Genomic DNA, 23,514 nt, shown 5'->3' with positions numbered 1-23,514 from the left:
AACTACAAAACGTGATTTCTTATTTATGTTTGTTAAGTTTGTGGTGTATAAAATTAGCCAGAATGTCCAAAATAACAGCTTTTGTTTCTTTTCGCTATTGTTGTTTTTTGCTGCTGCTTGCTACAACAAAACTAATCTGCCAAGAAAACTACACGGTGAGATGGTATACTGCTGATAATAACGAACTGTATCAAAATAGTATAAGTGCAATAATACAAGATAAGCATCATTTTATCTGGATGACTACTGAAAATGGCATTGTTCGATATGACGGAAATAATTTTTTGGTTTTTAATTCCTCCAATACAACTTTAGAACATAATCGCTTTAAGGATATTTTTGGAAGTATTGAGAAAGACAGCCTTACTAGTTTTAATGAAAGCAGAGATCAATATGTTTTTATCAAAAATGCGAAAGTACAAATCATAAAAAAAGATGGTCCTACCTATAATATACCCCGAAACGGCAAACATTTCTTTCTTCATGATGGTCTTCCTTCAAATTATACTGTAAACAAACACGACCCTTTTTATATCAGATTACCTTCTGGCAATCTCTATTTTCTGGATACTGAAAAAGTAGAATTGTGTGATTCTAAAATGAAAACCATTTCTAAAACGACTTTTAAAAGTAATAATGTTTTTAATTTTTTTATCATAGATAATTCTCTTTACTATCTAGCTGATAATGGTGAATTACATTGTTTTACGAAAAACGGCATATCTTCTCAAAAGCTTAACATACCTTTAAATGGACATCATAAGCTGTATTGGAATATCACAACAAGACAGGTTTTTCTCAGTGTCAAAAATAAAATATACAGCTTAAAATTTCTAAATGGCAAATTAAAAGCCGAATTCATTGTTGATTACAAAGACCTAAAGACCAGTAATATTATTGCCATTTATTACGACCAAAATAATAAAAAACTGTATTTGGGAAGTGGTACAAACGGATTATGCGTCATTTCTTTCCCCTCTTTTAAAACCATTACAAAAAACACTGAAAAATCTGAGGTTTATTACGCTGCACAACCTTTTAGCGATAGTACTGTTATAACCTCTGAAGGATTTATTTTTAATAATAAAAAGATCATTGATAGCATTCACTTTCCAAAAAGCGCTTTCTTAGACGAAAAAATTAGCATTGCGCTTGATGATGAAAAAAACATCTGGATTGGCAGAGACATGAAAGTTCTTTGTTTGCTAAAAAAATCGGGATATAAAAAACATCTCTCCTATCCATTTGGTCAAAATGCAAAAACTTTATTCATCGACAATAATAAAACGATATGGGTTAGTTTAAATAAAGATATTTTACATCAACCAAAACTGTATTCTATAAAAAAAGGAATAGTAAAGCTTGAAGGTGTTTTTAAAAACAACATCAACTATATTGCTAAATTAAACCATATTCTATACCTGGCCACCAACAGCGGATTGTTTGAATACGATTTAACTACAAAGAAAATAAGTTTTATCAAAGGTTCAGAAAAAATAAGCATTAGAAGCATTTTTATTGACAGCAAACAAAAAATATGGCTTACTACTTACGAAAAAGGATTTTTTCTTTATTCTGATCATATTTTACATTCGTTTCCGACAGATGAAGAAAATTATCTTAACTCCGCACATTGCATAATTGAAGACAAAAAAGGTTTTTTTTGGATTTCTACAAACAAAGGACTTTTCCAAGTATCAAGACAAGCGTTGGTAAAATACTCTAAGAATAAAAATACCGTTATTTACTATCATCAATACAATAAATCAGATGGCTTTTTAATTAACGAATTTAACGGTGGCTGTCAGCCATGCGGCAATTTGCTTAAAAATAACGATATCGTTTTTCCATCCATGAATGGTCTCGTGTTTTTTAATCCTGATAAAGTTTCTCCTTTACTTCCCGGTAAAGAACTTTTTATAGATAAAGTTGTTTTGGATCAGAAAATACTTTTTCCAAAAGATACTCTCATACTACAAAACAATTTTCAGAGAGTTGACTTTTTGGTTTCGTATCCGTATCATGGCAATCCAAAAAATTTAACTATCGAGGCCAAAATGGATAGAATTGGAAGTGATCATTGGGAACGACTGAAAGCAGACAAATCGATATCTTTTACAACGCTGCCTCCTGGAACATACACTCTTACTTTTAGAAGCTTGTCTGGTTTTGAGACCAATTATGCTTATAAAAAAGTGGTTCTTGTTGTTCCTGCAAAATTTCATCAGACAATCTGGTTTACTATTCTTTGCTGGATTCTTGCAATTGCTTTTGTAATTTGTTTATGGTTTATCAGATTATATTATTTAAAAATCAAAAGTTTAAAACTCGAAGAAGTAATTGCAAAAAAGACTAAAAAACTAGCGGCTACCGTAAAAAAACTTGAAATAACAGAAAACAATTTAAAACAAGAAATTAAGCAGCATGAAATGCTTGTTAAAAGCATGAGCCACGATATCAAAAGTCCGTTAAAATTCTTGTCCTCTTCCATAAAGCATCTATTTGAAAATAGCACGATACAAGAAGATCCAAAGCTGAAACAGCAGTTGGGAACATTGCAAACGTCAACTTCTCAATTGTATGAATTTGTTGAAAATCTTATTAAATACTCTTCTATTTTTATTGAAGGAAAAAAATTGGAAGATGAATGCTATTCTTTGCATGAACTAATCGAAGAAAGCATTCAAATTTTTGAAAAAATTGCCGAAGCAGAAAACAATATTATTGCCAATAATGTTCCTAAAGGCTTATTTGTAAAAACTAACAAAAAAGCGCTTTCAATCATCATTCACAATCTAATTGACAATGCTATCAAAAACACCAAAAATGGAAGAATTGCGCTATTGTGCACTACTCAGAATAACATTCTGAATTTAAAAATAATTGATAACGGTAAAGGAATGAGCAAAGAGCTTATTGATTATTACCACAATTTTTATAAAAACCCAATTTCAAAAAACTATCATTTGGGACTTCACATGATTATTGAACTTCTTATTCTTATTGAAGGTAACATCAACATTAAAAGCGGTATTGATAAAGGAACTACAATAGAAATAATGGTAGAATACACCTAAGTCTGAAACGTTTTATACAAATTAATGAGTTCTACTAAATTATTGACTTTTAGCTTTTCAAAAACTCTAGCTTTATAGGTACTTACAGTTGACATATGAATATTGAGGATGTTTGAAATTTCCAAATTTCCATTTCCTTGAACGAGTAAATCAGTAATTTGAACTTCTCTTTTCGACAATCCTTCAAACGGATTCAGTTTTCTTTTATTGGACTGAATATCCACTAATTTACTAACCAATTCTGGCGAAACATACGTTCCTGTTTCAAAGATTGACGTAATGGCATATATTATTTTTTCTTCGCTGCAAAGTTTATCTACGTAGCCGTTGGCGCCACAAGAAAGATATTTTAAAGCGTATTGCTCTTCCTCGTGTGCCGAGAAAACTAATATTTTAGCATCGGGCTGAATGGCTCTAATATCCGTTATCATATCCGTGCTTTTTCCGCCAGGAATATTAATATCCAAAATAACCAAGTCAAAAGGAAGATTTTTTAAAAGTGTAATGGCTTCAAAGAAATTTTCTGCATTTGAAATCGCAACATCTTCAAACTGTCTTTCAAGAATCATTGCTACTCCGTTTCGAACTACCAAATGGTCGTCGACTATTAAAATTTTCTTTGTCATATTTCCTATTCTAACTCCGTTAAGTCAAATTATTTTTTCAATTTACACATCAACTTAGATTTTAAATTTGCGTAAATCTGCTTTTATCTTTTAAAATCTGCGGTGAAATATTTATTCGTAATTTTTTTCACGCAGATTTTTAAAACGATTTGAGCAGATCAAATTAGATTTTATTTATTGAGTACTTATTTTACTTCACCAATAAGCTATTTCTTAGTAAATCCTTTTCTAGTCATTTCGCCCCAGCCTTTTGTTCCCATCACTTTTTCTTTATACCCAACTAATGCCGCATAAACGGTAAGCGGATGAAAATAAAATGGTTCGATAAAAGCGGCCATTAAAAGCTTGAAAAAATCGGCTTGTTTTGGATATTTGTGATAGGTTTTTTCTTCGCTATATAAAGCAATAACCGAAAATAAAACCGCAAACGTATACACAAAAAGTAACAATAAAAAGAAAAAATGCCAATTTAATAATCCTAGTGCGATAAATACAACGGTTATTACTAAACCGATAAATTCGATTGCAGGTGCTAAAAATTCAAATAATGTCCAGTAAGGGACACTCAGCATTCCTAACAATCTGTATTTCGGATTCAAGAACATTTTTTTGTGAATGCTTAACGTTTCTATTGTTCCTCTCATCCAGCGAGAGCGTTGCTTTTTGAATATTTTGAATTCTTCTGGCGCTTCAGTCCAACATAACGGATCTGGAATATAACTTACCGAATATGGCAATTTATTATCTAACATATAGCGGCGCATTCTTACAATCAGCTCCATATCTTCTCCCACTGTTTTGGTGTTATACCCGCCAGAAAGTATGGCAATTTCTTTATCAAAAGCACCAAAAGCACCACTAATAAGCAATAATCCGTCTAGTCTTCCCCAAGCCATTCTTCCTAAAAGAAAAGCCCTTAGATATTCTAAAACCTGAATTCGCGGCAGCATTACATCTGGAACATGCACTTCGACCAAACGTCCGTTTTTTATCACACATTGATTGGCAATACGAACCACTCCACCAGTTGCAATAATGCGTTTCCCGTAGGCTTCTAAAAATGGTTTTGCTAATTTTAAAAGCGAATCTTTGTCCAAAATACAATCGACATCTATACAAACCACATACGGGTTTTGTGCAATATTAAGTCCGACGTTTAATGCATCGGCTTTGCCTCCATTTTCTTTGTCAACAACAATTAGTTTTTTGAAGGCTGCATTTTTTGAAGTGTAAACTCCTTTAATCTTTTTAGTTTCAATTTGTGAATGAAAATCCAAATCGGATAAAACCAAGTCGTAGGTTTTGGTCAAGATTTCCATCGAATTGTCTTTACTTCCATCATTTACCACAATAACCTGATAGTTGTTGTAGTTTAGCGAAAGCAACGATTTTACATTTTCTTCGATCGTTAAACCTTCGTTATAAGCAGGCGCGATAAGCGAAAGTTTTGGTGCAAATTCACTCGTTAAGAGCACTTCATAATCAACAAAACTGTTTCGTTTGAGGTATTTTCTCAATTCTTTTGTAGAAATATAGGCTAACGCTAAATAAGAAGACATGATTAGTATCGCGTAACCCAATATCAGGAGTATATACACATCCAAAAACCACGTTATTTCAGGATTAAAAAAAGTCATTTCTTATAAGATTATGCTGTTAATGTCTGCAAAATGCTCTGTGCTTCGTATTTTATAACTGTATTTGTAGTCTGAGCGGCCAATTGTGCCACATGAGGTACTTTCTGCGATAATTTAAGTTCTTTTATAAGCTTTAAGCCCAGCGTGATTACCGTAGTATTCTGGGATTCAAGCAAATGTTCTATTCCTATTGTATCGCCAATATCATGTTTTTTAAAAGCTCCAATAATGTTCAGCTGCATCCAATCGTCTATAGGATCTGGATGTTCTACCAAATAATGAATGCTCTGCGTTCCTTCCAATTTTATACAGGCATTTATAGCTACAATTTTTAAAGTTTTCTTTCTGGCTTTAGAAAAGGCAACTATAAGATCAAAAGCTTCTTTTATATTAAACTCCGCCAATTCTGTAATTCCTTTACATTTTACTTCCCATCGCAAGCTTTTTAATTTTTTGAAAGAATCTTTTATCAATCCAGAATCTTTGTAAAACTGCTCTAGCTTTTCGGCATAAACGCCTTCATAATTTTTATGCAGATTGATAAGCGAATTTGTCAAAACTGCTCTAAAAAACGACGTGTCAAAAAGCACTAGAAAGTTTTTATCTTCTTTAATTTTTGAAAAAGGAACATTTTCAAAAATAACAGCCGACAGTATTTTATCTATCGTTACACTGTATTCTTTTGTAAGGCGCTCTTTTTTTATTTTACTATTTCTGCTAGCTACGATAACCAAATATAAAATTAATGATGCAGCCACAAAAAAGTATATAGAAAAAGTGAGAAAAGGTACTTCCCAACGTCCATTTTTATATAAATCCCAGATTTCTGTCATCTTAAAAACGTTTCGTTACAATGAACTGCACATTAAACTTATTTCTATATTCTCCTGGTGTATATTCTTCGTATTCGTAAAGAAAAATAGGGCGTACAAAAAACGAGTCGCCAAAACGGTGCTGGTATTGAATTCCAACTCGATACGCTTTAAGAGGCTGAGTAAAATTATTGTAAAGATACAAATAGGGAACGTTTCCGTATTGCAACTCCAGTCTTACTAGACGCTCCTTTTCTTCGTTTACGCGTTGCACGCTCAAAACATGAGAAAACAATTCGTTCGAAATATCATAATAAGGTCGGTAAGCAAAACTGTAAATTCCTGCATTGTAAGCAACTTGTCCAGTAAGCAAGGTAATATCGTCTGTATCAAAATGCATAAATCTTGCTCCAAGCGAAAAATCAAACTTTTTTTGAGGAGCAAAATAGTATTCTAAACCTCCTTTAGCCACAGGAAATATCGTTTCTCCTGTTGAAACTCCTGCATTGGCATACAAATAGCTTTTATTTGAAAAGGTTTGGTAAAAATCGGTTTCAAATAACATTTGAGTGTCACCGCTTATGTTTCCGATATTGGCTCTTCCCACAATAGCCGATTTACTGAATTTATGCGAATACTCAACATAGCCATAATGAAATGGAGATTGTCCTGGGTCTGAAGTTGAAATATTTAAATAAGAAGCCGAAACTGCATTTTTAGCTTTGCGCCCTATGAGCGTACGAATTCCTCTGAAAGCCTGCGTACTATTGTCTATATACGCCGATTTATTAATCAAATCTAATGCTTCTTGATCTCTATTTAATTTTTCTAGACAGGTTGCTTTAATCCTCAATACATCAACCGATTTTGGATCGACGGCGAGATATTTATCGCAATATGAGATACATTTTTCATACTCTTCTTGCCAGAAATAAATGTTTACAAGTGCTTGCAAAGCTTCTGGATTTGGGTTATTTCTGTCTGCCATTGGAGACAAAATTTTCACCGCTGTTTTATAGTCTTTTTTCCAGCTGTAAATACGTCCAGCATACGTTTGTATATCCTCATTTTCTGGATATTTGGCACGCAAAGGTCCAATCAGCGATAAAGCTTTATCGTAATTTTCTTTTTCGACCTCGCGCTTAACGTTTGCCAAAGTTTCATCTATGTTAATTTCCTGTCCAATCGCGACAGAAGAAATAAATAGCAGGAAAATAGAATAATACAGTAACTTCATTAGATTCGAGTTTTTAGTAATTTATTAATCCTCACTAAAAGCACAGCCGGACTTACAGGCTTAGCAATAAATTCGTTTGCTCCAATGTCAAAAGAGTCAAGCTCGGTCTGCTCAACACTTGAAGAAGTTAATATGATGACAGGAATATCAGATTTAAGGTTCTCTCGTATATGCTGCGTAATTTCCATTCCGCTCACACCTGGCATATTTATGTCAGTTAATACTAAATCATAATTTTCTCTTTCAATTGCCTCTAAGGCATCTTTTCCATCAGAAAACTGGTCAACACTAAATCCTTTCGACTCTAAGAAAAAAGATAACGATTTGCGTAGGATATCATTATCTTCGGCTACAATAATTCTCATTTTTTATTTTTTTTATCTGGGGATAACTTAATTTATAACGTCATATATTGTAAAGCTATTGCATATTTCCCTTATATCATAGCTCTTTTAAAATTTTAACGACTTCTTCGATTCCGCAAGTGAAAATATTTACTTTATCTAAAGTTTCTGCCGTAAATGCGCCTTTTGAAGCTTCTTCCTCAATTATCGAAAGGCAATTACTCAAATCTTGAAGCATAAAAATATCCATACTTGACTTCATATTATGTGCTAGTTTTTTCACATTTTCATATTCGGTATGCTGAAATGCCTCTTCTAATTCTCTCGCTTGATTTGGAATTTTTTCAACAAAAAGATCAATCATATCTTTTCTAAATTCGGGATCGCCGCCAGCCATTTCATCCAAAAAAGACATATCTATAATCCTTCTGTGCTGCGTATCATTACCTGGAGTCATTACTGTTTTTATGGCTTTTAAAAGCACAGCTTGTTTAAACGGTTTTGGTACATAAGCATTCATTCCTACTTTGTAGCAAAGTTCCTGTTCTCCTACCAATGAATGTGCGGTCATAGCAATGATCGGAATATCAGATTTCATCTCATTACGAATATATTCTGTCGTTTGATAACCGTCTTTTACAGGCATCTGCAAATCCATTAAGACCAAATCATATTCATTTTGAGATAAAAGTTCGATCCCTTCTTCTCCATTGTGTGCAATATCCAAATCAAACCCAAAATTATTAATTACGCTTTTTGCAAGCTTTTGGTTTAAAACATTGTCTTCACAAAGTAAAATTTTAAGATTTCCTAAATCATTTTTAGAAACTGTTTTGACTGCGACTTCTTCAGAATTTGTCTTTTTATAAGAAAGAATAAAGTAAAACTCAGAACCTCTATTTAAGGTGCTTTTTACGTGGACTTCTCCTTTTTGCAATTCGACTAATTGTTTGACAATATTAAGCCCAAGACCCGTACCTCCAAAAGTTCGTGTGGTACTTTCTTCTCCCTGCGTAAATCGCTCAAAAATGGTCTCGAGTTTATCTTTTGGAATTCCGATTCCGGTATCTTTTACAGAAAATTTAAGCGTATAATCGTCTTCTGTCTCGTCTATTTTTTTTACCGAAACTGTTACTTCTCCTTCATTTGTAAATTTAAGCGAATTCCCAATCAAGTTGACCAAGATTTGATTAAGCCTTCCCTGATCGCCAATCACCATGTCTGGCATTTCGGCATCGAGAAAAAGGTCAAATTCAACATCTTTCTGCACTTTCACTTTCAATAAATTATAAACGTGTTTAAGTGTTTTCTTTAAATTAAAAGGTTCTGTTTCTATTGGCAAACTTCCAGATTCGATTTTAGAAAGATCTAGAATATCGTTTACAATCAGAAGTAAATTTTCACCCGCAATTTGAACACTTCCAATATAATCGCGTTGCGTCTCATCAAGTTCTGTCTGAGCAAGCAAATCTGTAAAACCAATAATTGCATTGAGAGGCGTTCTTATTTCGTGGCTCATATTGGCCAAAAAAGTATCCCTTGCCAATACAGCACGCTCTGCAATTTTTCGCTGTGCGTATAACTGATTGTTTTTTGTACTTAATTCCAATGAAGTAATTACATGTTTGGCTACAATAGAAAGTGCATTTCGCTGGTTTTCATTTAACACTTTAACCTCATGATCAATAGCGCACAAAGTTCCTATATTATAGCCATCTGGCGTTGTTAGCGGTACTCCTGCATAAAATCGTATCTTAAAGCCGCCTGTTACATTTGCATCATCTTTAAATGTTTCATTGACATGTGTATCGTTGATTTCTAGAATTTTTTTATCTAAAATAGTGTAATTGCAAAAAGCAATTTCGCGAGGAACCTCAGAAACTCCTATTCCGATCTCAGACTTAAACCATTGCCTATTTTCATCAATAAAAGAAATATGGGCAATTGGCACGCCGCAGATATAAGCCACAAGCTTTGTAGCATCGTCAAAAGCATCATCTGGAAGTGTATCAAGTATATTGTAACGCTTTAGGGCTGCTAAACGTTGCAATTCGTTATCTGGAATTGGATAATCTTTCATTTTTTTTGGATCGTGGTAAAGGTATAAAGATAAATTTTTTTAATCTAAAACCCTTGCCTTGTCTCGAATTTCTTGAAAAAAATGTTCAGAACCCTTCCATTTTTATCTGCAAAATCTTCCTTTATATATTTCATTACAAATTTTTTCTATGTCATTACAAAATTGAAGTGCCACTATTGGGCGGATGCTCATTTTGTTATAAAATTGCCTCGATTTTATGAACTAATCTCTTCAAAAAAGGCAATTTTAAAACTTTTCTACAAGAAAAAAAGCGGTTTGAAGAGTAAAAAATTAAAATAAATGAAAAATTTAAGAAACAGTATTTTTTACGTTGGCGTTATCGGAGGATTTTCCGTTTTAATGTATTGGATCATTTTATTGGGAGTAAAACTAGAAACAGGCCGAAATCTTAAAATTCCAACTTCAGATAAAACACAATGGGCCGAATTTTTGGATTCGCTTATCAAAAACCTCCATCATCCTCTGGCCCTTTTATTGGCACAAATTGTTACGATTATCTTTGTTGCCCGCATTTTTGGATGGATTTGCATTAAAATAAAACAGCCAGCCGTTATTGGAGAAATGATCGCTGGAATTGTAATGGGGCCTTCTTTAATCGGAATGTATTTTCCTGAGTTTTCTGCCGCATTATTTCCCGCAGAATCACTTGGAAATCTTCAGTTCTTAAGCCAAATTGGTTTGATCCTTTTCATGTATATCGTGGGAATGGAAATCGACATGAAGATTTTGAGAAACAAAGCCCACGACGCTGTAGTTATTAGTCACGCCAGTATTATCATTCCGTTTGTTTTAGGAATGGGTCTAGCGTATTTTATATATGACGAGTTTGCCCCTGCAGATGTACAATTTACATCTTTTGGTTTGTTTGCCGGAATTGCGATGAGTATTACTGCATTTCCGGTGCTTGCCAGAATTGTACAGGAACGAGGAATTCATAAGACAAAATTAGGAACTATCGTAATTACTTGTGCCGCTGCCGATGATATTACGGCATGGTGCATTCTAGCGGTTGTAATTGCAATTGTAAAAGCAGGTTCTTTTGGGAGCGCTTTGTACACGGTAGTTCTAGCTTTAGGTTATGTTTTTTTAATGATAAAAGTAGTTCGTCCGTTCTTGAAAAGAATCGGAGATTTGTATGCGACAAGCGAAAAATTAAGCAAACCAATCGTTGCCATTTTCTTTTTGACTCTTGTAGTTTCTTCTTATTTAACAGAAGTTATCGGAATTCACGCTTTGTTTGGTGCTTTTATTGCAGGAGCGATTATGCCTGAAAACATTAGATTTAGAAATCTGTTTATTGAAAAAGTAGAAGACGTTGCGCTAGTACTTTTATTGCCATTATTCTTTGTTTTTACAGGTTTAAGAACGCAAATTGGTTTATTGAACGAGCCCTATTTATGGAAAATTGCAGGATTAATTTTTGCTGTAGCTGTTATAGGTAAATTTGTCAGCAGTGCACTTGCCGCGAAATTTGTGGGTCAAAACTGGAAAGACAGTTTATCTATCGGAGCCTTGATGAATACTAGAGGTTTAACTGAATTGGTTGCCTTGAATATTGGTTACGATCTTGGCGTTTTGAGTCCAGAATTATTTTCTATGTTTGTGATTATGGCACTTGCTACAACGTTTATGACGGGGCCAACGTTAGACTTTATCAACTGGCTTTTTAGATCTAGTAAAGACGAAAATGAAGAAGATGTTGCATTAAAAAACAAATATCGAATTTTATTGTCTTTTGACCGACCAGAATCTGGAAGGGCACTGCTTAAAGTAGCTGACGGACTAACGAATAAAAGAGCTGAAAGTTCTGAGATTACAGCCATGCACTTTCTTCCTTCTGAAGAATTACATCATTACAATACAGACGTTTACGAAAATGAAAAATTTAAAGATGTAGTTGAAGAATCGGTTGCTCTAAATCGCAACATCACTACAATGTTTAAAGCATCTGCCGATATTGATAACGAAATTGTAAATGTGGCGAACAAAAGCAAACACGACCTTTTATTGGTCGGAATTGGACAGTCTATCTACCAAGGAAGTTTACTAGGAAGAGTGCTTGGATTTACAACTCGAATTATCAATCCTGAAAAGATTTTGAATACCGTAACCGGAAAAGAAAACATACTGGAATCGGCTCCTTTTGATGATGGAACAAGACAAATTATTGCAAAATCGCATATTCCGGTTGGTGTTTTAATTGATAAAGATCTTAACGATATCAATACAATTTTTATTCCGCTTTTCAGCTTAAAAGATTGGGATTTTATTCAAAATTATGTTCAGAAATTCATTCAAAACATCCATGCAAGAATTGAGATTTTAGATGTTGAAGGTAAAATTATGTCCGATTTGGATACAAAAGAAAAAATAAGGTTAATGGAACAAGCAGCTCCAAACCAGCTGACGCTAAGAAAAGAACAAGCTGTTGAAAAAGATTTTCTGGAACAACAAGATCTTATGCTAATTTCTATTGATGGATGGAAACATTTAGTAGAGAATAAAAGTCCTTGGCTGGCTAATATTCCTTCTACTTTAATTCTTTCTGAAGATAAAAAATAGCTTTTTTAAATTATGAGTTATGAATTATAAGTTATGAGTTACATTCGCAACTTATAATTCATGACTCATAACTTATAACTCATAATTCAAGAATTCTATTTAGCTCCAATGTTGTATTTCCTAATGGAAGCACTTTTGGAGCTTTTACTAATTTTTCAGCTAAAAATGCTGTCGTGATTGGCTTTAGATTTTTAAAAAGTCCGATGGCGTTGAAGAATTTGATGACTTTTACTGAAATTTTTTCTCCAAAACGGTCTGTATTTTCGCGAATAAGCGGGCCTGGTCTGAAAATAATATATTGCGTAAAATTCAGTTCTTGAAGATGATCTTCCAGCTTTCCTTTCATCATTGAATAAAACACATTGCTTTTCGCGGAAGTGCCATAAGAAGAAACTAGAATTAAAGAATTTACATTGTTTTGTTTCGCAGCGGCAGCAAAATTGGCAGGGATATCATAATCAATTTTCCATTGTTTTTCTTTGGAACCTGCATCTTTCAAAGTTGTTCCGATACAAGAGAAAAGAACATCTCCTGTAATTAATTCCTGAAAAGAGTGCACATCTGAAAAATCAACAACATGTTCCGTTAATTTTGAATGGGATTTTCCTGTTGAACGTCGGACAAAGATGGCAACTTCTGAATAATCTACACTTTCTAAAAGCAAATTAACGAGATCTTTTCCTGTTGCGCCTGTCGCTCCAATTACCAATGCTTTCATAATAAAAAGATTTTAAAGTAAATATAACTCTTTGTTGGAAATAATTTCTAATAGAGACGCATGATAGTTATTCGCATCTAAAGTAATTTCACCCGCAGATCTCGAAGATTTAGCAAGTTATTTCTTTTTGCCAATAGATCTCGAAGAAGAAAAAACAAAAAACCTCTTTACTAACTAAGTAAAGAGGTTTTCTGAAACATTTATTCTACTCTTTTTACAGAAAGCTTATCTAAACAGAAATAAGTCGCTGTATTGATTCCGTACGTTGGATCAGAATCTGTTGAAGCCAATTGGAAAATCAAATATTGCACCTCTCCTAAACTCGTAAGATTAGAAGTATTTACGTTGATCCAGCCAGTTGGCATAACCAAAGATGAGCCTGAATAATTGGCCAGCGAATGTGTGATTGGGCTTGAAATTACACCAGAGGCATCAACTCCATAAATCAACAATTCGAAGTGATCTCCAGATGTAAAAGCTCTCGCAAATCCATCTCCGTACAAACAGCCATAATAAGGCCAAGGATGAATATTGATTTTTAAACCTTTAACTTCATACAATCCTGTATCTCCAATTTTTATCCAATTAGAAAAATTAGCCTCGTTAAAAGTAGTTCCTTCTGGTGTTTTAGGATCTAAATAACTAGACCAATAGGCTACAATGTAAGGATCTCCAGATGTTCCAGGAGTTCCAGGTGCAATTGTAGTCGAAGTTCCGAAACCACTTCCTGCCATTGTCCCCCACTGATTGGTTATCCAACTGTTTGATCCGCCTGTTCCTGGTGCTCCGTAATTGGTAATATCATTTACATTTGAAACAATAAATCCATCCCAATAGTTGTAACCGGCTGATGTTCCTGTATGAGAAAATTTAAAAATATCAACGGTTAAGTTGGTATTTGAAACATAGGTATTCTCCCAATATTTTCCGCCTATTGTTGCTGTACCGTTGCTTAACAAAGAACTGGTTAAATTAAGAGTTGTGGTAGTTCCGACAGAAGGATCTGTTACGGCTACTTTTGCTGTTTTGCCTGTGCTGCTAAGTGCAGAAACCGAAGCCTCATTGCTTAAAACATCATCATCACTGCTACAAGATGAAAATCCTAATAGCAAGCCAAGCGTTAAAAAATAAACTGCTTTTTTCATATCATAAAATTTAGGGATTAATATTCGTAGTTATTATTCTTAAAATTGAACTGCAGCAACTTATTTTGCAGCTTTAAAATGGAGGTCTGAAACTTCTTCAAAAAGAGCTGTCAACATATCATTGGCTCCCACAGCAGCAAATGTTGGCACATATACTTTTACAAAATCAACTCCTGGCAAATGCACTTTTTTTCCGTCTTTATCTACTGCCCAACTGATATCAATTGACGGATCTGCAATGCCACCGTAACCCCAAGCAAATGTTCCAACATTAAAAAGAGTTCCAGCACCATCACTCACATCTTTTACCGGAATCGCTATTTTCGTTCCTTTCAAAGTATAAGAATCTCCCTGCCATTCTGGATAATAATTTACTCTTCTGCGATTAAGTGTTTTAGTAATTTTCCCTGTACCGTTTTTGTTGTCTGTCCATGATAGATATTCGGTATCATATTGCCAAGATAAGGCTCCAGCTACAGGAGTCGCAGTTGGATTAGGTTTGCGATAGGTTAATTCGTAATTTTTAACTGTAGTCGATTTATTGTATTCGCTTCCTGCAATTTCATACCATTCATTTTCATCTGCTTTTCCGTTTTTATTCGCGTCATAGGCAACCGCGATACTTACAGGAGAAAATTTTATAGTATTATTTCCTGCTCCCATCTGTACCGTAAAATCGCGTTTTCCATGAACATTAATCACAGTATGGTCAAAAGCCGTTACAATATATCCTCCAAATGCTCCCAAAGCAACTGATCCGCCATCTTGCAGACTTTGCTTAGCGGCTTCAAAGGCTTCCTCTTTTGTGCTGTAATTGTCAATATTATATGCTGGTGCAGGTAAAAAATCGATCAACGTTACTGCTTTCGCAGTATATGTTTTTCCGCTTTCAGAAACCGTCACTTTTGTAGAAGCTTCCTTTTCGATTTTATCAATTTTAACTTTTAAATCAACTACATATTCTGCTGCTTTTGGCGTAATAAAAAGTAAGGTTTTATTGTCACCAATAATTGAATCTTTAGCAATACCATCTTTGCCTGTAATTTTAGTAGACCATTGGTAAGACTCTGTTTTTCCATTTGCATTTTCGATCGTCACTTCTGGAGCAATTGCAACAACATCATAATTCTGCACTGTAAATTCTGAAGCCAATTTGATCCCAATTTTTGCCTCTTTTACAGGTTCTACAGTTTCTTCTGGTTTAGAATCGTCATTACTGCACGCATAAAAAGCAACAAGAGTAATTAGAGGTAAACTATATTTTAAATACTTTTTCATGGTCTTACTAGTTAGCTTTTTTTAGATTATATTTTTTTATTATATGAAGATCTCCTGCTCCTGCAAATACAGTTGCCATTGAAGATTGCTGTTGGCAAAGGCCCATTGGTTCACTAACACAATTCACTACCTTTATAAAATCGATTCCAGGAAGGTTGGCTTTATTTCCTTTTGCATCAACAGCCCAATCAATATCGATATCTGGATTTATCGCATTTACATATCCCCATTCTGGAGGAGTTGAATACCATAATGTGGTTTGACCTGCACGTGCCGTTTTAAAATCTACATCCAATTTCAAACCTTCGTAACTTACTGTAGTCTGTGTTGCCCATAAAGGATAAAATTCTTTTTTGCCTCTTGGCCTTGGCAAATAATAGGTTTCTCCTTTACTATTTTCGCAATAAACATGCTCATAATCTGTCCAAAGAGCGCTTGAAGTTACCAGAGGTTCTCCCACAGCTTTTTTCTTATACGTAATTTTAAAATTCTTAATAGTTGTTGATTTAGAATGCTGGCTTCCTGCGATTTCATACCATTCATCTGCATCTGGTTTTCCGTTTTTGTTTTTATCATAAGCGACAAAAATCAATCCTGGCGCGGGCGGATTACCTTTTGCCCCCGTAGGATTTGTAACATCTCCTCCAAAAACTCTAAAATCACTAGTGCCTGGAACATTTACCACAGTATGATCAAATCCAATTACGATAGAACCTCCAAAACCTCCTAAGTCTAATGGATAGCCAACGCTGGTTTCGTTGATTCTTCCTAAAGCGGTTTTTGTAACATCTTCTTTTGAATTGCCGTCTTTGTAAATATCGTTGGCCAACATTCCTGGTGCTGGATCAAAATCAAAAATGCGCGTGATATACGGATTGAAGCTATTTGGCTCATTTGTTACATTAACCACTGTACTTGTAGCTCCTTTTTTGTTTTCTGCCGTCACCTTCAATGTAAATTCGTAAGAACCTGCATAAATAGCCGCGAACGTTAAGTCTTTAGTCCAACCAACTACAGAATCGGTTACTTGGTTTAATGGATTTTTAGTCATAATCCATTCGTATTTTGCGGTTGCGCCAGCATCTGAAGCTTGTATTTCTAAAACGGTGAAAGTTGGAATTTCATACTTGTCCTGAAGCGTAACGTTCAATACATTTTCTTCTTTGTCATCGCTGCTACATCCGATAAAGACGAATGCAAATGCCAGCAATAAAAATTGGGTAACATTTTTTTTCATAAATTGATTATAATAAATTGATTTGATACTAGTTAAGTTTTATCTCGTTGGTATATTTTCACCCAAAAGATGCAAGTCGGTTGCGCCCATAACCTCTGTTGAAGTTTCTCCTAACCAACCCGCTTGCTGGTTTAAGCCGTTGTAGATTTTTACAAAATCGATCGCTGGAAGTTTTACTTTATTCCCTTGGCTATCAATTGCCCAATCAATGTCAATTCCAGAATCATTGTCGCTGTTTGGCGCATTATCAGCATAGCCGTATAAAAAAGCATATTGAACAAAATAGCTTCCGTTACCGCTTTCATCCACGGCATTATCAGGCAATCTTGTTCCTTTAAAAGTCAACGTTGCCTGATCTTTTTGCCATTTCGGCCAATATTCTAGAGAGTGGTTATAAGCATTATTTTGCGCTAAATAGCCGTCTTTTCCCTGATTGTCTTTCCAATAGATGTATTCCATATCGGTAAAGAGAACCGTTCCTGTTCCGCCGCCTGGAACAGGAGTTTTGTTTGGATCTGGCCTATAATAAGTGATCTCGTAATTACGAATCGTTTTTTCCATTTTATGTCCTCCGCCTTCAATTTCATACCAGTCATCATCTGGAAGTCCGTTTTTGTTTTTATCGTAAGAAACCATAATCACACCCGCTTCACTGCTGCCGCCTCTTAATTCCGCATTCGGATTCGGATTCGCTTCTGCCCAAAAAGCATTTCCTAAAACTCTAAAATCACGTTTGCCTTTAATATTGACGATACTGTGATCAAAACCAAAAACAATATGTCCTCCAAATGCGCCAAGCGAAATAAGATCTCCGTTTTTTTTGGCCAAATAAGAATTGGCTCTTGTCAATATTCGATCGGCAGAATCTCCGTCATTCGCAACCGGAAGATCATTAACAAATTGTCCCGGAGCAGGCTTAAACTCAAACACTTTTGAGATGTAGCTTTTTAATTCTGTATTTTCTAAGGTTACTGCAACTGTAACTTTTTGCGTCTGAGTTGTTCCTTTATCGGTAATGGCCACGTTAAATTGATACGTTCCTTCAGCAGTAGCGGCAAATAATGCTTCTTTTGAAGTTGTATTGGCTAGCGAATAATTTTCTGAAGAAACACTTTCGATCGTCCAATTATACGTTGCCGTTTCACTTGCCGTAGTTTTCGGACTTAAAGCAATAATTGCAAAACGGGTTGTTTTAAACTCATTTGCTATTGGTTCTCCTCCACCCGATTCTGGGTTATCAGAATCTTCGCCAGAGCAATTGACCAGCATTATGGCAAAAAAAGCCAATACTATACTTCGATAATACTTGAAAAATCTTTGATTCATATCTTTAGTTTTTGGTTATAAAAGCAATGTGCGCGGGAATATTTCCCGCAGTAGTTTTCCATTTTAATTTTCCTTCAGGCGTAAAACAATAGATATAGCCCGTTACCACATAATTCTGTGCATCAGTGATGTAGATTTCTTTAGTTTCTGGATTTACTTGAAGTCCATACGGAATCATGATTTGTTTATCTGTTCCGTCGGTAATAATTTTATCGCTAATAATCTTTTTAGTTTTCGTATCGAGAATTCCGTACGTAATCTGGTTGCTGTTGGTGAGATAACTCCATGAAACACTGTAATAGTAAAGAAGATCATCTACCAGACACATTCCTAAAACTGGAATATCCAATTGTGTTTTTTTCTCGTCTGTTTTACTATCAATTACAAAAAGATTGGATGGCGTGTTGTAATAATCCCCTCGTGAACTCACATAAATATCACCGCGGCTGTCAATTTCCATACTATACAAATTGATTCCGACATCGATTTTTTTGATTTCTGTGAACGTTTCCAAATCAATTACAGAAACGGTTCTGTCGTAATTAGGAACTCTATAACCGCCAGAATTCGCTACATATAATTTTCCGTTATGCACCACCATTTGTTCTGGCTGATAACCAACAGTTACTTTTCTTTTTATTTCTAATGAAGTTGTATCAATCTCAGCAACAAAACCAATCTCCGCATTGGGATTTATAGCAACAGGACCAGAATACGAACTCACATAAGCTTTGTCTTTATAGAAAGTCACATAACGGCAGTTGGGAATGTCTATTTTTTTGATTCGTTTTGCGGTCCATTTTTCTAAAACTTCCACTTTGTTAGAAACATTAATTACGGCATACACTTTATTTCCATAGATTTTAATATCGTTTCCAACATCTCCCAATTCTTTTACTACTGAAGGATTTCGTTCCGAGTAAACATCGGTCGTGTAATTTCCTGTTCTGTAATTGAAGACATCCAAACTCGCTCGATTCATTCCCATATTACCTTCGTTCAGAAGATAAAAACCTTCTATCTTTCCATCGGTTCTCGGCGCTGCAACATTCACATCTGAAGAAATAAAAATCGTTTCGTCTTCTCGGCAGGAAACCAACGAAAGCGCAATGCTTAAACCGAATAGTATTTGTAAAATGCTCTTTTTCATAACTCAAAACTGATTATAAATTTGAATGTTCTTCCCGGCATCGGATAGTTGTAAATCACTTCATATTGCTGATTGAATGCATTATTCATTTCAATTGCTCCATTCAATTTGTAATTTTTGAAAGCGAAAGATTTTTGAACTGCCAAATCGTGTGTGTACCAAGGCTGCACTTCATTCACTTTACTATTATTGACATTTCCGTTGTAGCGTTTTCCGACATAAATGAAGCTGTAATTAAAGTTCCAAGACTGATAACCCGCATTCAAAATTCCAGATCCGCTATGCCAAGGTGTGTACGGAATCTGGTCTCCGTAAGACGACATTTCTAAACCTGAAAATTTGGTAAAATCCTGACTTTGAGAATACGTATAAGTCAAATTTGCGGTAAGGTTTACTTTCTCAATATGCGTTGCCATATTCAGAACCGTTTCGATTCCTTTTCCTTTTACTTGCCCAATATTCGTCATCATCCAGCGAAATAAATTTCCTGTTGGAGCGGCAACAATTTTATCTTTTGTATTGGTATAATATACATCTGCCTGAAAAGAAAGTCGATCAAAAAAGCTTTCCCTTACGGGGAAATTATAAGTAAAACCAATATCGTACTGATTCATGTATTCTGGCCTCAACGTACTCGAACCAACCATTGTATAATACAAATCGTTGAAAGTTGGCATTCTGAAAATTCGCTTAGCAAAAGCTCTTAAATTGAAATCGTATTGCTTAAATGGTGTATAACCTAAAAATATAGCAGGAGTAAATTCGGTTTTATTGGGCGCTTTGGCATTGTACTTTACCTCTTCGATCACGCGGGTTGCGAGTACATTTCCTAAAACTTTAAAACCTTCATATCGGTAAGAAGTGGCGAGAGAAACCAATGCGGTATAACGCTGAGGAAAAGAAAATTGCGTTTGAATTCCTCTTCTTGTCGCGTTTAATTTATTGTATTGAAAATCGGTTGACAGCGAAACATCCCAAGCTGGTGAAATGCTGTACATATTAACAGCGGAGAAATACGCTTCTTGCTGAAAATAACTGTCGTCAGATTGTGCACCTTCTGTAACCGTTTCGCCTAAAACGTTGGTAGTGTCTCTCGCAATATAATGCGTGTAATCGTAAGCAAATTTTCCTTTAACTTGAAATTTATACTTTTCAGAAACATCTTTTATTAATGAAGCCTGAGTAAAAAAATTCTTGTCGAATTGACGGTAGCCATCTCGAAACTTGTTTTCTACAATTGCTCCTGGAGCGCCTCTTTCAGAATCAAAATAATACACTTTAGCATCCCACGTTCCTTTATTTACTTTACCAAAAAGACCCGACTCAAATCGAAAAGCTTCAATATCGCTGTTCCACCGCGTTGCCGTGGTATCATAAGCAATACTTCCGTCTTGATTTTTTCTTTTATAGCGAAATTTATACTCTCCGTTAGATTTAATGTATTCCGAACTTACACTCATGCTTACTTTGTCGCCGAGTTTTTGTTCCCATCTAAAAGAAGGATCATGATAATTGATAGACATCGTTTTGTAACGAACCAGAAGATTTGTTTTCTTATTGCCTGAAAAAGCAGGGCGCTTGGTTCGTAAGTAAATGGTAGAAGCAGCAGCAAAATCTTTAGCCGATTGAAAAATTTCACTTTTTTGACCATTGTACATCGTCAATGATTCCATGTCATCAAGTGAATACTTTCCTAAATCGGTTACGCCGTTTTGAGCATTTCCAAGCTGAATCCCGTCGTAGAAAACACCGACATGATGCGTTCCCATATTACGCACATCAACCGTTTTGAGTCCGCCGACTCCACCATAATCTTTAATTTGAGTTCCAGCAAAATAACGAAGCGCATCGGCAACATTATGAGCAGCCAGATTTTCGAGCAGAACGCCCGAAAGACTTTGCACAGGAATCACTTCCTGATAGGGTTTTCCTTTTAAAATTACTTCTTTTAAAACCCGCGAACTATCAGTCACTGCTTGAGAATGAAGCAAAAAAGGAACTAGTACTAAAAAAACAGAAAATAAAGTTTTCTTCAAATTACACATCACGATTGTATTAAATAAACTTTTCGTAATGCTTTAATTGCAAAAACATAGAAACAGGCCCGCTATCCTAAATAGCAGGTCAATATCTTGTCATCAACTTCATACCACGAAAGTTTTAAACTATGTGATCGTGGCAGGTCTCCTGACTTATTCCATCTTTAAACGGCCTTCTCATCCGAAACAACGAACAATGGCATTAGTACTGTTTAAAGACTTATATAGAACTTACAGTAGCGGGTCTGTTCAGGATTTGCACCTGATTCCCTTTTAACTGCTTTTTCTGAATTGAAAAAACAGACCAAAATCAGGCGCAAATATATAACGCAGGCATGGTGTCTGCAAATTAGAAGTCGATTTTTTAATTTTTAATCATGATTTACCATTTGTCGAAAAAGCATTAATTCTCCTTTATCGTTTCTTTTCCAAACGTTTATGCTTTTTCCTTTTACATTTCCGTGATTCGTTCCATCGCGCCAACCGACATTATAAAAACCAAATTCTATAATCGCTTTTTTTGCCACAATAACACCAGAAGTTTGAATCGAAATTTGTTCAATCTTCAACGTTCCTGGTTTTTCATGTTCTGTAAAATAAGCTGTAATGTCTTTTTCACCAGAAAGAATTGGCATGTAATAAGTTAAATACATGGCATCAGGCATAAACATTTTGGCGTGTTCTGCTCCCATTCTATTTTGAACCAAATTCTTGATAGAAGCATTCTTTTCTATTACTTCTGAAATTAATTTGTCTGAAGAAGTAAACCCTTTTGTTGGAACAACGTGAGAATCATCAATTTCGGGAATAAATCGATCATCAAAATAACTATTTGCTCCCCAAATTTCTGCTGCGATTGTCATTTTGTTTTTAACAGCTTTCTTCCACACAACCATATATTTTCCAGAATAGACATACGGTTTTAAGTCTTTTAAGTGCAGATTTTCAGTAAAATTCCCGATTTCTAAAACATAATCTCCAAAATCCTGTAGCTCAAAAATGGTCTTTTCATAAGAATTGACTTTTGCCTGAGTTAGCCATTGCTCATAAAACCCTGCAATTGCCTTCTTTCCTACTCTTTGTCTGCTGTGTTCGGGCATAAGCACAGATTGGTCTGTATAAGATTTCGAGACTGCATTCTTATTATTTTCAACCAAAGCAACTGCAAAAGCAGCATTGTAATTCTCAATCTGTTTACGAATGCTTGCATCTGTTTTATTTTCTTGCGAAAAAACACTAATTGTCAAAAAAAGAAAGATTAAACCCAACTTGATCATACCACATTTATTTGAATTACAAAACAAATATACAACATTGATATTCAGAGTTTTAAAAAAGATAAAATGCAATCAAAAATAACTTTAATGAAAGCTTCTTTTTGTTAAAGAAGATCAAAATAGAAAGTTAATTTTTAGAAAAATAACGCCATTTAAGACAATAATTAGTTTGATAAAATGTTTATATATAAAAGATTATGATGCATCTAATCTTTACATAAAACCTTCAAGATTAATATTTATAAAAAAATGAAAAAAATATTTGTGATAATTGCCTTTGTTTCTTTTTCACTGCACGGTTTTGCTCAGGAAATTGATAAAAAATTCAAACCTATTCCGGCAAAAAATGCTGCAAAAAAAGAAGTTGTTCCGCCAAAAGAAGAAGCGCCTAAAGAAAATCCGCCTGCACCAATCGAGAAACCTGCACCACTACAGGTTAATCCAGACGAGTTATTTAAAAACACCAACCTTTATAAGCCAGAAGCCAATGTTGAAGGTATTTTTTATAGAAGAAATCAGTTTTTAGGAAATATCAACACCACTTCTGCTACTTCTACGATTATGTATCGTGATGCTGCTTTTGTTGATGGAGATAAAGTAAGAGTATATTTAAATGATAAAGTAATTGAACCTGAAGTTTTCTTGAATGGTGATTTTAAAAGCGTGAAAATAAACTTGGAAAAAGGAATCAACAAAATTGATATTGAAGCCTTAAACGAAGGTTTTGCTTCTCCAAACACTGCCGAGTTTAAAGTTTATGACGATAAAGGTCAGGTGATTTCGTCAAGCGAATGGAATGTTGGTACTGGCTATAAAGCTGTAATTGTATTGGTTAAAGAATAAAAGATTGCCAACAGAAATCATTTAAAATCATAAAAAACACTTAAAACTGCTGGTCTCGGCAGTTTTTTGTTGTATATATGTAGTTAACTACGTAGTTTTGTACCT

General features: G+C 34.7%; 17 protein-coding genes and 1 riboswitch. Of the genes, 3 read left to right on the top strand and 14 right to left on the bottom strand.

Translation table 11 applies throughout. The features are described 5' to 3' along the window. Positions 1-62: 62 nt before the first annotated feature. Positions 63-3,077 (top strand): sensor histidine kinase, encoded by a 3,015-nt coding sequence (locus ABTV69_RS15035; protein ID WP_433830123.1) that lies wholly within the window; start codon positions 63-65, stop codon positions 3,075-3,077. Here ABTV69_RS15035 and ABTV69_RS15030 read toward each other — a convergent pair. The 6 genes from ABTV69_RS15030 to ABTV69_RS15005 all read right to left on the bottom strand — a co-directional run bounded on the left by ABTV69_RS15030 (position 3,074) and on the right by ABTV69_RS15005 (position 9,813). Further along, positions 3,074-3,703 carry a response regulator gene (locus tag ABTV69_RS15030; protein ID WP_433830121.1) on the bottom strand — a complete coding sequence of 210 codons (630 nt, stop codon included), beginning with the start codon at positions 3,701-3,703 and terminating at the stop codon, positions 3,074-3,076. The two genes, ABTV69_RS15035 and ABTV69_RS15030, sit on opposite strands and share 4 nt — an antisense overlap. 206 nt (positions 3,704-3,909) lie before the next feature. Further along, entirely contained in the window at positions 3,910-5,340 is a 1,431-nt protein-coding gene (locus tag ABTV69_RS15025; protein WP_433830119.1) for a glycosyltransferase family 2 protein, read from the bottom strand. 11 nt (positions 5,341-5,351) lie between these two features. Further along, positions 5,352-6,173: a hypothetical protein gene (locus tag ABTV69_RS15020; protein ID WP_433830117.1), complete on the bottom strand. Its 822-nt coding sequence runs from the start codon at positions 6,171-6,173 to the stop codon at positions 5,352-5,354. A gap of 1 nt (position 6,174) precedes the next feature. Beyond that, a complete protein-coding gene (locus ABTV69_RS15015; protein ID WP_433830115.1) occupies positions 6,175-7,389 on the bottom strand; it encodes a tetratricopeptide repeat protein in 1,215 nt (404 codons plus the stop codon). Next, positions 7,389-7,754, bottom strand: coding sequence for a response regulator transcription factor (locus tag ABTV69_RS15010; RefSeq protein ID WP_433830113.1), 366 nt, complete (start codon positions 7,752-7,754; stop codon positions 7,389-7,391). The genes ABTV69_RS15015 and ABTV69_RS15010 overlap by 1 nt, the downstream gene beginning before the upstream one ends. Before the next feature lie 76 nt (positions 7,755-7,830). Further along, on the bottom strand, positions 7,831-9,813 hold the full coding sequence (locus tag ABTV69_RS15005) for an ATP-binding protein (RefSeq protein ID WP_433830111.1): 1,983 nt from the start codon (positions 9,811-9,813) through the stop codon (positions 7,831-7,833). A gap of 300 nt (positions 9,814-10,113) precedes the next feature. Here ABTV69_RS15005 and ABTV69_RS15000 point away from each other — a divergent pair, with 300 nt between their 5' ends. Beyond that, complete coding sequence (locus ABTV69_RS15000) at positions 10,114-12,396, top strand: cation:proton antiporter domain-containing protein (RefSeq protein ID WP_433830109.1); 2,283 nt, start codon at positions 10,114-10,116, stop codon at positions 12,394-12,396. Between the two features lie 79 nt (positions 12,397-12,475). Here the strand turns inward: ABTV69_RS15000 and ABTV69_RS14995 are convergent, their stop codons facing one another. The 8 genes from ABTV69_RS14995 to ABTV69_RS14960 all read right to left on the bottom strand — a co-directional run bounded on the left by ABTV69_RS14995 (position 12,476) and on the right by ABTV69_RS14960 (position 22,536). Continuing rightward, on the bottom strand, positions 12,476-13,114 hold the full coding sequence (locus ABTV69_RS14995; RefSeq protein ID WP_433830107.1) for an NAD(P)H-binding protein: 639 nt from the start codon (positions 13,112-13,114) through the stop codon (positions 12,476-12,478). Positions 13,115-13,314: 200 nt separating this feature from the next. Continuing rightward, positions 13,315-14,259 carry a DUF4465 domain-containing protein gene (locus ABTV69_RS14990; RefSeq protein ID WP_433830105.1) on the bottom strand — a complete coding sequence of 315 codons (945 nt, stop codon included), beginning with the start codon at positions 14,257-14,259 and terminating at the stop codon, positions 13,315-13,317. 60 nt (positions 14,260-14,319) lie between these two features. Then, positions 14,320-15,537, bottom strand: a complete 1,218-nt coding sequence (locus ABTV69_RS14985; protein WP_433830103.1) for a hypothetical protein — start codon at positions 15,535-15,537, stop codon at positions 14,320-14,322. A 7-nt stretch (positions 15,538-15,544) separates the two neighbouring features. Beyond that, the gene (locus tag ABTV69_RS14980; protein WP_433830101.1) at positions 15,545-16,774 is read right to left on the bottom strand and encodes a hypothetical protein; all 1,230 of its coding nucleotides are present in this window, start codon (positions 16,772-16,774) and stop codon (positions 15,545-15,547) included. 39 nt (positions 16,775-16,813) lie between these two features. After that, positions 16,814-18,100 carry a PKD domain-containing protein gene (locus ABTV69_RS14975; protein ID WP_433830099.1) on the bottom strand — a complete coding sequence of 429 codons (1,287 nt, stop codon included), beginning with the start codon at positions 18,098-18,100 and terminating at the stop codon, positions 16,814-16,816. Positions 18,101-18,104: 4 nt separating this feature from the next. Then, on the bottom strand, positions 18,105-19,250 hold the full coding sequence (locus tag ABTV69_RS14970) for a YncE family protein (RefSeq protein ID WP_433830097.1): 1,146 nt from the start codon (positions 19,248-19,250) through the stop codon (positions 18,105-18,107). Next, positions 19,247-21,295, bottom strand: coding sequence for a TonB-dependent receptor (locus tag ABTV69_RS14965; protein ID WP_433830095.1), 2,049 nt, complete (start codon positions 21,293-21,295; stop codon positions 19,247-19,249). The genes ABTV69_RS14970 and ABTV69_RS14965 overlap by 4 nt, the downstream gene beginning before the upstream one ends. Positions 21,296-21,410: 115 nt before the next feature. Further along, positions 21,411-21,613, bottom strand: a riboswitch (cobalamin riboswitch). Positions 21,614-21,660: 47 nt separating this feature from the next. After that, positions 21,661-22,536 carry a YybH family protein gene (locus ABTV69_RS14960; protein WP_433830093.1) on the bottom strand — a complete coding sequence of 292 codons (876 nt, stop codon included), beginning with the start codon at positions 22,534-22,536 and terminating at the stop codon, positions 21,661-21,663. A gap of 279 nt (positions 22,537-22,815) precedes the next feature. Here ABTV69_RS14960 and ABTV69_RS14955 point away from each other — a divergent pair, with 279 nt between their 5' ends. Next, positions 22,816-23,409: a hypothetical protein gene (locus tag ABTV69_RS14955; protein ID WP_433830091.1), complete on the top strand. Its 594-nt coding sequence runs from the start codon at positions 22,816-22,818 to the stop codon at positions 23,407-23,409. The last annotated feature ends 105 nt before the right edge of the window (positions 23,410-23,514 follow it).

The sequence above is a fragment of the Flavobacterium anhuiense genome (genome assembly GCF_050990855.1).
Lineage (GTDB): Bacteria > Bacteroidota > Bacteroidia > Flavobacteriales > Flavobacteriaceae > Flavobacterium > Flavobacterium anhuiense_C.
Note: the sequence above shows the minus strand (reverse complement) of the source record. Positions and strands in the feature narration are given on the sequence as shown.